This window comes from Paenibacillus chartarius (assembly GCF_042432825.1).
Lineage (GTDB): Bacteria > Bacillota > Bacilli > Paenibacillales > NBRC-103111 > Gordoniibacillus > Gordoniibacillus chartarius.
In genome coordinates, this window is sequence record NZ_JBHLWN010000022.1 from 1 (window position 1) to 12786 (window position 12786).

The following is a 12786-nucleotide window of genomic DNA, read 5'->3' on the forward strand; positions in this document are numbered from 1 at the left end:
CCATACAGGTTTCTAAGAGAAAAACATCGTAACGCGTGTCTATTTTCTTGACGGAGGTCCATATTTTCCGGTAATCAAGGGAATCAGGCCCAATTTCATCAGTAGACATTGGATAGGGCCGCCAAAGTCCGCTATTTTGAATAAAAAGCGCACTAGCGGTAAAATAAGGCCCTCAAAATCCATTAACGTATTGCATCAGCGCCGGATTATATTCACCGGGAAACACGCGCGTTTGGAAGACGGCGAAAGCCGCTTCTTCTTTTGCTCATATGTATTTTTACAGAGGAATTTTGGTGAACTGTGTCGAATCTTTTTGCGCTCGCTGTACTTATGTTTACATTAACTAATTTTTATTCTTCTGAAAGGTGTGGGTCATGACCAACTCATAAAAGGGATGCCGGGTTCGAACGAAAGACCGCGCATTTCTTTGGCCGGTTTATTAATATGCATGACAGATTCCGCAAGGCACCGAGGTTACTAACCATACAATGGAGCTGATCACGTTGTTACTAAAAAATCTACGCGTTTCTTATAAGCTTGTAATTCTTGTAAGCGTATTATTAATCTTCATGGGGGGAATTAGCGCTTCCGCCTTGTATTCCTTTCAAGTAATGAACCGGTCCATCACGGACATGTACGAGAACCGTCTGCTTGCGATCAAATGGTTAAATGATATGCGCGTACAAAACCGGGGCATGGAATCGGACATGCTGTATATGGCGGGCAGCCAAAACAAAGAGATGATCTCCTTCTATCATGAGGATTTTCAGACACGCGAGAACAAGCTGGGGGAACTTATGGGGCAGTACATGGCAACTCCTCTTGATCCGGAGGAACAGGAGCTTCTCGTTAAGCACGACCGGCTCATTCCCCAATATAAGGAGATAAGGACTCAAATCGTCAATGACGCAGTGAACGGAAAGAAAGCTGAGGCAGTAGCTGCGCTAGCCGGCTCCCGCGAACTGTTAAAATCGATCAACGATATTTACACAAGTCTGGCGGATTATAACGCTGCAGCAGCCGATGAGGTCAAGAAGCAAGTGGACCGTCAGATTGCTCAGGCAAGGCAGCTCATTACCGTAAGCTTGATCGTTGCTCTGTTATTGGGCGGCGGCATGGCCTACTTCATCGTGCGCATGATAACGAAGCCGCTTCGCAGCATGCAGAGCCTCATGCTGGCTGCGGAGCAGGGCGATCTGACCGGGGAAGGAGCATACCGGTCCCGCGATGAAATCGGCATGCTAACGGAATCGTTCAACAACATGGTCGGCGGCTTGCGGTCCGTGATCCGGCAAGTCCAAGGAACTGCAGAGCTTGTCGCCGCTTCCTCCCAGCAGCTTACTGCCAGCGCCGAAGAGACAGGCCGTTCCAGCGAGCAGATTTCACAGACGATACAAGAGTTGGCTATAGGCACGGAGAAGCAGGTTTACGCCGTTCAACAAAGCTCAAGCGTTTCCCAAGACATATCCAGGCGAATTGAAGAGATCGGCGTCTCGTCGAAGCAAGCCGTTGCCTATTCGGAGCAGGCTGCCGAGCGTGCGGGGCGGGGAACCGGGAATGTCGCCAATGCCATTGATTCCATGCACGCCATTGACGAGAATGTGACCGATTTGAAGCTTGTCGTGAGCAGCCTTAGCGAGCGGTCCAAGCAGATCGGGGATATCGTTCAGCTCATTTCCGGGATTGCTTCCCAAACGAATCTGCTTGCGCTGAACGCAGCGATTGAAGCGGCAAGAGCCGGCGAAGAAGGAAGGGGCTTTGCCGTGGTTGCGTCGGAGGTACGCAAGCTGGCTGAACAAACATCGGTTGCCGCCCAGGAAATTACAAGCCTGATCCGCGCGGTTCAAACCGAAAGCGAGAATGCCGCAAGCTCCATGGAGACAACCTCCAAGAAGGTAACGGAAGGCTCCGCCATCATTCAGTCGTTAGGAGCTACGTTTGAGGGCATTAAGACGGTGATAGAAGAGTCGCTTGCCCATATTCAGACGGTGTCGTCTTCGATCGGTCTGGCGCAAGAGGGAACGGCCTCCGTTGTGACATCCATGCAAGCCGTGGCCGAGGTTGCCGAACAGTCCGCCGCCGGCAGCCAGAACGTAACGGCATCGACGGAGGAGCAATTGGCTGCGATGGAACAAGTAACCGCTTCTGCGAACAACTTGACGCATATGGCCCAGGAGCTGCAGACACTCGCGTCCCGATTCCGGGTATAGACGTCTTTGAAAGGAGCTTTGTCGCTGCCGGGCCAGCGGCAGGCTCCTTTGTCACGCCGGAGCCGGAAGCGGAGAGCTTTAACGCAATGGCCGAACGCGAAGACGGTCCGCTGTGCGTGGCAAATTTGCGAGACGGTGCGCAATCCGGGGAGGGTCGAATGGACTGCCCTTATGACGGCGAGTACATGGCGGCTATCGCGGCGGCCTGCTGCTGAAGCGCGGACCGCAGCTCGGCAGGCTCCAGGACGCGCAGCTTGGCGCCGAAGCCAAGCGCAATCTCGCAGGCGGATTCCAGCGTATGAAATTCAAGCTCGGCTTCGCGCCAGGGGCCGGCCTCCGGCGGTTCCCGCCAGCCAAGGACGCGGACGAAGCGGGTTTGCTCCAGCTTGCCGCAAGCGTCGGCATGCACCAGCACGCGCGCCGCATACCGCGGCAGCTCGCTGCGAAACCGGCTGACCGATCGTTGCCAGAAGGCTTCCAAGTCAAAGCCTTCCGGGCGTTCTGCCGGTTCGGCCGTCAGCTCCGCGAAGCGGATGCGCGAGACGCGGTAGGAGCGGGGCTCCTCGCCGTCGCGGGCGGCGATCAAGTACCACAGCGAGCCCTTCAGCACGAGGCCGAGCGGATTGAGCAGACGCAGCTCCTCTGTCGCCGGGGAAGCGGAGGGCCGGGAGGCCTGAGCTGGAGGCGCTTCGAACAGCGAGGCGGCGGGTGCCGGGGTCGGCCACGCTGCGGCTCCTGCCGGGTCTTCTGCTGCAGACCTTGCAGATGGCGAGGCGGCGACCTCAGCCGGTGCCTGGTCCGCCGTCGTTACGGATGGAGATGCTGCGGCTCCTCCCGAGTCTTCGGCTGCGGGCGCTCCGGTCGACGGTGAGACAGAGGCTGCGGTGGTCGCAGAAGACAGGGGGGCCGACGGGCTTTGCCTCGATACATAGCCAAGCTTCAGCTTGCGGCCTTCCCAGACCGCTTCCTGCACGACGGATAGCCACGGCACGTCCTCGCCGCTCGGATGCCAGCCTGCGGCATCTACGTACACTCGCTGACGCATATACTCCGCATCGCGCCGCTGCGTCGGCGAAACCGCGGCGAGCAGCTTCAGCACCGCCGCCTCATAGGCTTCCCCGAAGCCGAGATCGGTGAGATGACGCTGCGGCCGCGATGCGAGCAGCGACAGCAGCTCGTCCTTGCGCAGTCCCGCCCAATCGGCACGATAGCCCTCGGTCAGCCGCCATCCGCCCGCGGCGCCGCGATCGGCATAGACGGGCACCCCGGAGGCGCTTAGCGCTTCCATATCCCGATGGACGGTGCGCTCCGACACTTCCAGCCGCCCCGCCAGCTCCTTCGTCGTCATTCCGCCCCGCGTTTGCAGCAGCAGCATAATGTGCAGCAACCGATCCGCTCGCATGTTCAACGACCCCTCCTTATTGTCCGGTACATAACCATTGTAGCATGTATATATGACAGAGGGTGACATGATTGGGCGGTATGATGGGAATGTAAATCATTATTTTGCACATTGCAAAGGAGAGGGATTCGATGAATCAACCATTGAAGGGGCAAGTGGCGCTCGTCGCCGGGGCGACTCGCGGGGCGGGGCGGGCGATTGCGGTGGAGCTGGGCCGTGCCGGAGCGACGGTATATGCGACGGGCCGGACGACACGCGAGCGTCCGTCTCCGATGAACCGCCCGGAAACGATCGAGGAAACGGCGGAGCTCGTTACGGCTGCCGGCGGCCAAGGAATTGCGGTTCGCGTGGATCATACCGAGGAGTCCGAGGTCCGGTCGCTGATCGAACGGATTGGAACCGAGCAGGACGGACGGCTCGATATTCTTGTCAACGATGTGTGGGGCGGCGACCCGCTTGCCGAGTGGGGCAAAGGGTTCTGGGAGGTGCCGCTGGGGAACGGCCTGCTGATGCAGCGGCAAGCCGTACACACGCACATCACGACCGCGTACTACGCAGCGCCGCTCATGATCAAGCGGGGACGAGGGCTGATCGTGGAGATTACCGACGGGGTCGGTTACCATTACAGGGGTAACCTGTATTACAGTCTGGCTAAGGTCGGGGTGTCTCATTTGGCTCAAGCGATGGCGGCGGAGCTGAAGCCGCACGGCGTAACGGCGCTTGCGGTGACGCCGGGATTTTTGCGGTCGGAAGCGATGCTGGAGCATTTTGGCGTGAAAGAGGAGAACTGGCGGGATGCGGGGGAGAAGGAGATTCATTTTCTGCAGTCGGAGACGCCTTATTTCGTTGCCCGCGCTGTCGCTTCGCTGGCTGCCGACCCAAACGTCGCGGCCAAAACGGGTCAGCTGCTTAGCTCGTGGGGGTTGTCCGACGAATACGGCTTCATCGATATCGACGGGCGCAGTCCGCACTGGGGGCGTTATGCGGAGGCCAACGGCTTCTGACGGCCTTGCCGGAGGGGCTCCCGCTTTTATTCGCGGCGGAACATCTGGTACACTAAGAGCATCCTAGGAATAAGCGAGGTGCCGGGGAATGGCGGGAAAACCGAAGCAGGGCGATTATGCGCCGCATTTTGAAGCTTATATCGGGCTTGCTGCCGAAGGTGATCTGAAGGGACAGCTTCTTCAGCAGGAACGGGATACGATTGAGGTGTTTGCCAAGCTGAGCGATGAGCAGGGCGAGTTCCGGTATGCGGCGGACAAGTGGAGTCTCAAGGAAGTGCTTGGGCATATGACGGATACCGAACGGGTCATGACGTACCGTCTGCTCCGAATTGCCAGAGGCGATACGACGCCGCTTCCGGGCTTCGATGAGAATCTGTTCGTCGCCAACACCGATTTCGGCCGGCGGACGATCACGGAGCTGCTGGAAGAATTCCGCGCCGTGCGTGCGGCGACGCTGGCGCTGCTGGGCGGCGTGACGGCGGAGGAGCTGGAGCGGTCCGGGACGGTTAGCGGCAACCGGATTACGGCTCATGCACTGGCGTACGTTGCTGCCGGACATGCGCTGCACCATCTGAACATTGTAAGGGACCGGTATTTGCCGGGTCTGGCCTAGTCATCGGAAAATAACCGCGCGGCTTCGGAGGAAGCCTGCTGGCGGTTATTTTTCTTTGCGCCTGTCTAGGAGGGGAGAATCCGGTTATGGAAACGGTTCTGTATATACGTCAGCCAGAGGTACATGTGCGGGGAACGTGCTGCGTGCACCTGGATGAGGCGACGGTACTCACCGAGGATCGCGAGGCGGACGCCGACGTGTGGCTGGAGTCGTTCGTGCCGGAACGGACGCTGGCTGCGGCACGGCGGCTGCGGCGGCCGGTGCTGAACTCGCTCTGGCTCGAAGAACGGTATTGGCAGGCGTATGAAGCTGCGCTGGGGGAGGGGCTGTTTCGCTCAATCGTGCTTGTTCCTTATGAACCTGGTGCTGACCGGCAGGACTATGACCGCAATGTAGAGCGGCTGTTTGCTTATGCGGAAAGGTATGGTCTCGGACGGGAAGCGTGCATTGTGGACTTGGCCTTGCTGCCGCACCGGAAGCTTCCGGTGCTTGACGAATACAGGCGGCGGCTGGCGCGGCTGAGCGAGATGAACCTCCGGTCGGTGGCGGCGTTCGATAATTACATTCATGGGGCGGATGACAAACGTGACAAGCTTCGGCAGCTGAAGGATGCCTTGGGGGGCGGAGGGCTGAAGTATGCGCTGATCCGGGCGAAGTATGCCGGCGTCTTGGAGTGATTGCAGGGGATGGTTAAGCAAACGGAGCGAAGGATTGTGTCGAGTAACCTCTCTCTGCCTTATCTTGTTCCGAAGCAACCGCTCATGTTACGATCAACGTACAAGACATCGGGCGAGCACGAGGACAAGGGGGAAACGGACGGAACATGCGTACATGGACGGCGGTTGGACGTATGGGGGCTGCTGCTGCGGCCCTATTTGCGCTGAACGGACTGATCAATTACCGCTTGATGCTGCCGCGGGAAGGGGAGCCGGCGGCGGTGCGGGCGCTTCGGTTTCATGCGGACGAGGGAGTGTTTGGTCTTATATTCCTGCTGGCGGCGCTGCTGTTCGCGGGGATGTACCGGGTGCAGATGAAGGAGAAGGGCTATTTGTACCTGATCGGTTTTTGTTTGCTCTCGGCGGCGCAGCTGGCGGCCGAGTGGGATGAGAAGGAGCTGTTGTTCGGACCGTTTCCCTATTGGCCGTATTTTTCGCTGGTCGTCAAGAATGGAATCGTCCTGCTGGCCGTGCTGTTTTCGCAGCATCTGCTGCAGACGGGGCGGCGACCGGCGAATCGGCTGCTGACCATGCTGGGCGCTCTGCTGCTCCTCGTTACGACGGGCGCCGCCGTGGCCTCGGCGCCGGACGTGCTGCTTCTGTGGTGCAACCGGCTGTTCCTGCTCCTTGTTCTGGCCAGCATAGCCGTCAACCTGCCGCAATTCATGGCTCTCTTCCGGCAGGGGGGGCGCCGGGACGAGCTCCGCGGACGGCGTACTTGCTGGCAGCCGTTCCGCTGTATCCGCTGCTGAAGTTCGTGCTGGTCGGCTGCATCGCAGTTCCGCTATGCTTTGCCGGGGCTGCGTTGCTAAGGCTTCTTCCTCCGGTGCGCCGCTGGCTGTAAGGGGCTTCAGTTCGATGGGGAGGGGACTGCAGGCCTACGCCCGACGGTATCCGGCCGGTTCCCGCCCACTCTAAACGGCTTCGGCTTATATGCCGGATTGCAACCCTTTTCTTCTTGACCGCTCCGCCTCGGGTATGGTAGATTGCCTTCAGAGCAACGGGAGAGGGTGGATGTCAATGGGAGACGAAGCCGGAACTGCGAATCAGGGAGCGCCGAACGCGGGTGTGTCGAAGAGCGTATCGGTCCGCGAGCTGGTCAATCGATTGAAGCTGGAAGTCATCGTTGGAGAAGAGGCGCTGGACCGGCCGATCCGACGCTCGAAGGTGCATCGTCCGGGTCTGGAATTTGCCGGATATTACGACTTCTTTCCGATCGAGCACGTACAGGTGCTGGGCAAGAAGGAGATTACTTATCTGCATAAGCTGACGCATCAGGAACGGGATGAACGGATCGGCAACGTCGTCAAGTATCATCCGCCCTGCTTCGTCGTGACTTGGAATCAGGATGGTCTTGAATATTTGACGGCGCACTGCCGCAAGGAAGGCATTCCGCTGCTGCGCACGCCGCAGACGACGACGGAATTCATGATGCTCGCCGACGGGTACCTGATGAAGCAGCTTGCGCCGGAAATTCAAGTGCACGGCGTGTGCGTAACGGTGGCGGGAACGGGCATTTTGCTGCGGGGCCGCTCCGGGATCGGGAAGAGCGAGACGGCGCTGGCGCTCATCCGCCGCGGTCACCGGCTGGTGGCTGACGATGCGGTCGTCTTGAAGAAGGTGAATCCGCAGGTGCTGCTGGGCACCCATAACGGGACGACGAGGGAGTTCCTCGCGCTGCGCAGCGTAGGGCTGATGAACGTGGTGCGGGTGTACGGACGCGGCGCCTTCCAGGATGAGACGCGGATCGTGCTCGATATTGAGCTTGTGCCGTGGAAAGAGAACGAGCTGTACAACGACCTTCAGCTTGAGCCGCAGACGTCCGAATATATGGGCGTGCGCGTGCCCTGCATTCAAATTCCGCTTCAGCCGGGGCGGGACGTCGCCGCGCTGATCGAGGCGGCCGCGCATAACTGGTACTTGCAGACGCAAGGCTACAGCGCAGCGGACGAATTCATGCGCAGGCTGCAGCAGCAATAATCGGCGAAGCCCGGGGGAGCCTAAATGAGCCTCTCCGGGCTTTTTTGCGATGTGTGATGTCAAACATGTTTGACAAGAACACCGCAAGCTGCGGGGAATGTCCCAGGAGCAATTAGCGAAGGCATGCGGTGTGTCGAGGCAGACGATTAACGCAATTGAAAACAACAAGTACGATCCCAGCCTAAGTCTTGCCTTCCAGCTGGCCAAAGTGCTGCAGGTGACGGTCGACCGGCTGTTCGTGCACCCGTAGTGCAGAAACATGCAGAAGGGATGTCGATGGAGGATGAGGAACATAGCCGAGGTGAAAATCATCTCTCGAATCGTTACGGGCATCGCCGCCATAATCGTTATCGGCTATAATGCCTACAAAGTGCTGACCGGTCAGCCGCTGAGCCTGAGCGACCTGATTACGATGCCTGTTGTGCTGATCGGCTTCTTCAGCGCCATGACCTGGGGCTCGTTGGAGGAGGAGACGGACGAGCTGGGGCGGCATATTACGTATAGAAGCTCCCAAGCCGGTTATTTTGTTTTGACGGCGCTCATCTTGATTGTATTTGTTGCCGTTGAGTTTCCGGCAGCAGGCAGTCAGCCGATCCGGAATGTCCCGCTGTTCATCGTTTTTTGCGCTTCTATGGTCATATTGCCGGTGACGGAATTCATCGTTTCGAGAAAATACCGCTAGTCCTGCGCCCGCCGCTCATCGCGAATACCTTCACGGTATCTCCGAGGGCGGTTTTCATTTATTCTGGACGAGGCGGATAATATATACCGGCTGCACTGGGCCTGCGTGAGTGCGAGAATTCACGGGCAAATTCCGCCCGGCGGTATGGACGAGAGTATTGTAATGGAAAGGCGCCGGGCGTTATTTTGGCTGCTGGGGCTCGGGGAAGAGGGCTGGGATCACATTCGTATGGATACGTAGGCAATGGTGCCGGCCGACAGCCATTGCATGTTGTCAGGCCTTCTCGAGCATTACGGCATTAACCCCGTTCAGGAATGCCATTGCGCTGGCTCTGATAATATCCGTATCCATAGCGCGCGCGGTATAAAGCTTCCCTTGATGCTCGATATGGAGGTTGACTCTGCCGACCGCTTCTTTACCGCCGGAAATGCTGTTAATTTTATAATGCTTTACATTTACGTCCAGTCCGGTCAATGTTTTCATTACACTGTACAGCGCATCGATCGGGCCGTCTCCGTCGGCGCTTCCGGTCAACGCTTCGTCTCCCTTTCTCAACTCGACCGCAGCGGTTGCACGGGAGGTATGGCTTGTTACTTGGAACGATCCTAATTCGTATAAAGACGGCCCGAGCTTCGACATTTCCCGATGACTGTTCACCAGGTAGAAAATATCAGGCTCGTAGACTTCCTTCTTCAAGTCGGCAAGCGCGATAAATTTTTGAAAAAGCTCCTCCAATTCTTGTTCATCATCGGCGTCAAAGCCCATCTTTTCAACGGCGTGTTTAAAAGCATGACGTCCGGAACGCGCCGTCAATACTAATTCCATCTTCTCTGCGCCGACTTCCTCCGGGGATATGATTTCATAAACATTCTTGTCCTTGAGCAATCCGTCCTGATGAATTCCCGAGGAATGGGCAAATGCGTTATCCCCGGTAATGGCTTTATTCACCTGGACGTCCAATCCCGTTAGATAGGTAAGCAATCGTGAGGTTCTGGTCAATTCTTTCGCTTCAATATTGGTTGTGCAGCGGTAATGACCTTCCCGCACTCTGAGCGCCATCACGACTTCTTCCAGAGAGGCATTCCCCGCCCGTTCGCCCAATCCGTTGATCGTACATTCAATCTTGTCCGCCCCGTTTTTGATTGCACTGAGCGTATTGGCCGTGGCTAAGCCGAGATCGTTATGGCAATGTACGCTAAGAATGACGTTATCGTTGATATTCTTTAGACGTTCATTTATTCGGCAAATCAGATCCCCGAACTGCTCCGGCTCTGCGTACCCGACGGTATCGGGGACATTGATGATGGTGGCCCCGGCCTTGACGACGGATTCGATCGTTCGCCACAAGTATTCGAAGTCCGAACGCGATGCGTCTTCCGTGGAGTACTGTACCTGTGGCAGCAGAGACTTGGCATATTTGACGGCGTCGACGCCCATTTGCAGAACCGCATCCTTAGAGCGGTGAAATTTCCGTTCGACATGGATGTCCGATGTCCCCAGCACAATGTGAATGAAGGGATTTTGCGCCAATTTTACGCTTTCATAGACCGCGTCGATATCCCCCTTAACGGCTCGTGCCAAGGCCGTAACCGCTGCACGTTCTCCCGCGATTCGCGCGATCTCCTGTACGGCTTGAAAATCCCCCTTTGAGGACGCCGGGAAGCCCGCTTCGATGATATCCACACGGAGCCGCATTAATTGGCGGGCGAATTCTGCTTTTTGCTGCGCGTTCAATTTCGCTCCCGGTACTTGCTCCCCGTCGCGCAGTGTCGTATCAAGTACAATAATGTTACGATTCATTCGTGACCCTCCTCAAACTAACTTCTCATAAGTTTTGCGTCCTTTGGCAGAAAGAGCGCGAAGATGCCGAGCAGCGGCAGGTAAGAGCACAGGCGAATTGTGGATGCTACGCCGGTTTGATCCGACAGCCAGCCCAGGGCGACGGACCCGAGCCCCGCGATGCCAAAGGAAAGCCCGAAGAATAAGCCGGCAATCAGCCCGACCCGCCCCGGCAGCATTTCCTGCGCGTAAACGATAATGACCGAGAAGCCCGACATCAGGATAACGCCGATGGCCAGACACAGCAGAATGGCGCCTGCCGGCCCGGCATAAGGAAGCAGCAGGGAGAACGGTGCGGTTCCGAGAATGGAGAACCAAATCACTTGCTTCCGGCCGATGCGGTCCGCCAGAGGTCCGCCTAACAAGGTTCCCGCCATACCGGCAAACTGCAGAGCGAACAAGGCCGTTTGGGCCCGGTCCAAGGGGAGGCCGTATCGCTCCATAAAATAAAAAGCATAGTAGCCCGTCATTCCGGCCAGATAGACGAATTTGGAAAAGAGCAGGACCAGAAGCACGCTCACCACGAACCAAACAAATCCCCTCGATGGAGCCGGCCGGGCGCTTGAAGCGGGCTGCCGGCGTTCCGCCTCCTGCCCTGGAACCAGCCGTGCCTTATACCAGCGCGCGATGCAGGATTGAATGACGATCCCGGCCGCCGCGAGCAGCGTGAACCAAAGCAGCGCGAATTGACCGCGCGGTGTGACGACATAGGCGACCAGCAGGGGCGCCAGCGCCTGCCCGGCATTTCCGCCGACCTGAAAGACGGATTGCGCCAGACCCTTTCCCTTCCCTGCCGCCATATGGGCCACGCGTGAGGATTCCGGATGCAGGACGGAAGAGCCGACCCCGATGAATGCGGCAGAAAGAATGAGCCCGGCCAAATTCGGCGAAAGAGCCAGCCCCGCCATACCGAGCAGCGTGAAGATCATGCCGAGCGGAAGCATATAAGGGGTCGGCTTTCGATCCGTATAAGCTCCGATAAGAGGCTGGAGGACGGACGCCGTCAGATTGAGCGTAAACGCAATCCAGCCGATCTGCGTGAAGCTGAGCTTCATCGATTGCTGGAACATCGGAAACGCTGCCGGAACGGCATTCTGCATGAGATCATTCAGCAAGTGCGCGGCGCTGACGCCAAGAAGAGCGGTGCCGGCAGCCTGTTTGGCCGTAGTCGGTACAGAAAGCATTGACATGTCGATCACCTTTTCGTTTTCTCTCATACTATCGGACACCGCCCTTACGCTCATCCGAATAATTGCGGGATCGGTGACCCAAAGTGCGGAATATTCATGATACAATACAATCGGGTGAGTCAAATGATCGTACAAATCGCAACACCGATGCTGGAGTTATGGAGGATTGACGGCGAATTCTCGAATCATCCGCATGCACATGATGCCGAATACCAAATTACCGTTCCGGTAAGAGGCGACTGTCAATTTACGCTAGAGAACAAACAGTACCTTCTGCATGACGGAGCCGCCCTCGTACAGCATCCCGGGGAACGGCATTTCTTTGAGGCCCGCACGTTGTCCGGACTCATTATTTTCAAGATCCGCCGGGAAGGTATGGGCGGGTCGCATCCGGGCAGCGAGGCCGAATGGGCGGTAAAGCAGCAGTTCGACCCGATGCAGCTGATGCAGTATTTTCGCATATGGACGGACACGCTGATGAGAAGCGATCCCTACGATCGTTTGATTCAAGAGCAAACGGAATCGCAGGTGATCGAGTATGTGACGAGCGTCATGACGGGAACCGGCTCCCTGTCGCTGTCTCATCCCTCTTCCCTTGCCGCCGCTACTCACAAAGACGTCCATTTGCGTCAAGTGCTTGACTATATTCACAGCCATTACCGGGAAGAGCTCTCGGTGGATATGCTGGCCGGAATCGCCGCGCAAAGCCGGTACCATTTCATTCGTTACTTCAAATCCGCTACAGGTGAAACGCCTTATCAATATGTGTTGAAGCTTAGAATGAAAGAAGCGATGCATCGGCTGCGGACATCCCATGCAAGCGTGATTGACATTGCGCTAAGCCTGGGTTATTCCAGCGCCAGCCCATTCTACCGGGCGTTTGCCAAAACGTACGGCGTTCATCCGGAACAGTGCCGCGGCAAGTAATAAACGTTCCAGCGAACGCTTGTGACATTATGAGATTCGAAGCAGCGCCTATCGTCAGGCTCACAATCCCGCGCCGGATTCCGGTGCGGGATTGTTTTGCAACAGCCACTCTTTTAGAATATTTGGGCGATTTTTACTTTTAATTGACAAACTTCGAGCAAATCTTTGTTATAATTACATAAAAAGTGACCAGTGATATACGATTTTTCTTCACAGGAGGACT

The 12786-nt window shown here is 57.1% G+C and carries 12 protein-coding genes and 1 pseudogene; 10 read left to right on the forward strand and 3 right to left on the reverse strand.

The genetic code is table 11. The features are described 5' to 3' along the window. The first annotated feature begins 488 nt into the window (after nt 1–488). Nucleotides 489–2210, forward strand: coding sequence for a methyl-accepting chemotaxis protein (locus ACFFK0_RS04475; RefSeq protein WP_377468705.1), 1722 nt, complete (start codon nt 489–491; stop codon nt 2208–2210). 169 nt (nt 2211–2379) lie between these two features. Here ACFFK0_RS04475 and ACFFK0_RS04480 read toward each other — a convergent pair whose 3' ends face one another. After that, nucleotides 2380–3612 (reverse strand): helix-turn-helix transcriptional regulator, encoded by a 1233-nt coding sequence (locus tag ACFFK0_RS04480; RefSeq protein WP_377468706.1) that lies wholly within the window; start codon nt 3610–3612, stop codon nt 2380–2382. Between the two features lie 131 nt (nt 3613–3743). On the opposite strand from ACFFK0_RS04480, the gene ACFFK0_RS04485 reads away from it, so the two are divergent. The 8 genes and pseudogenes from ACFFK0_RS04485 to ACFFK0_RS04520 form a co-directional block, all read left to right on the forward strand. Further along, complete coding sequence (locus ACFFK0_RS04485) at nt 3744–4616, forward strand: SDR family oxidoreductase (protein WP_377468707.1); 873 nt, start codon at nt 3744–3746, stop codon at nt 4614–4616. 88 nt (nt 4617–4704) lie between these two features. After that, entirely contained in the window at nt 4705–5229 is a 525-nt protein-coding gene (locus tag ACFFK0_RS04490; protein WP_377468708.1) for a DinB family protein, read from the forward strand. 86 nt (nt 5230–5315) lie between these two features. Next, nucleotides 5316–5906 carry a hypothetical protein gene (locus tag ACFFK0_RS04495; RefSeq protein ID WP_377468709.1) on the forward strand — a complete coding sequence of 197 codons (591 nt, stop codon included), beginning with the start codon at nt 5316–5318 and terminating at the stop codon, nt 5904–5906. Nucleotides 5907–6052: 146 nt separating this feature from the next. Next, nucleotides 6053–6697 carry a hypothetical protein gene (locus ACFFK0_RS04500; RefSeq protein ID WP_377468710.1) on the forward strand — a complete coding sequence of 215 codons (645 nt, stop codon included), beginning with the start codon at nt 6053–6055 and terminating at the stop codon, nt 6695–6697. Nucleotides 6698–6965: 268 nt separating this feature from the next. After that, nucleotides 6966–7925 (forward strand): HPr(Ser) kinase/phosphatase, encoded by a 960-nt coding sequence (hprK, locus tag ACFFK0_RS04505; protein WP_377468837.1) that lies wholly within the window; start codon nt 6966–6968, stop codon nt 7923–7925. An 88-nt stretch (nt 7926–8013) separates the two neighbouring features. After that, nucleotides 8014–8175 (forward strand): helix-turn-helix transcriptional regulator, encoded by a 162-nt coding sequence (locus tag ACFFK0_RS04510; protein WP_377468839.1) that lies wholly within the window; start codon nt 8014–8016, stop codon nt 8173–8175. Nucleotides 8176–8208: 33 nt separating this feature from the next. Further along, the gene (locus ACFFK0_RS04515; RefSeq protein ID WP_377468711.1) at nt 8209–8607 is read left to right on the forward strand and encodes a hypothetical protein; all 399 of its coding nucleotides are present in this window, start codon (nt 8209–8211) and stop codon (nt 8605–8607) included. Nucleotides 8608–8667: 60 nt separating this feature from the next. Then, nucleotides 8668–8847, forward strand: a pseudogene (locus ACFFK0_RS04520) (DUF4272 domain-containing protein); the annotation flags it as partial. A gap of 33 nt (nt 8848–8880) precedes the next feature. On the opposite strand, the gene ACFFK0_RS04525 reads toward ACFFK0_RS04520, so the two are convergent. Next, nucleotides 8881–10407 carry a 2-isopropylmalate synthase gene (locus ACFFK0_RS04525; protein ID WP_377468712.1) on the reverse strand — a complete coding sequence of 509 codons (1527 nt, stop codon included), beginning with the start codon at nt 10405–10407 and terminating at the stop codon, nt 8881–8883. 17 nt (nt 10408–10424) lie between these two features. Further along, a complete protein-coding gene (locus ACFFK0_RS04530) occupies nt 10425–11636 on the reverse strand; it encodes an MFS transporter (RefSeq protein ID WP_377468713.1) in 1212 nt (403 codons plus the stop codon). Between the two features lie 123 nt (nt 11637–11759). Between ACFFK0_RS04530 and ACFFK0_RS04535 the strand changes: the two genes are divergently transcribed. Further along, complete coding sequence (locus ACFFK0_RS04535; protein WP_377468714.1) at nt 11760–12563, forward strand: helix-turn-helix domain-containing protein; 804 nt, start codon at nt 11760–11762, stop codon at nt 12561–12563. The last annotated feature ends 223 nt before the right edge of the window (nt 12564–12786 follow it).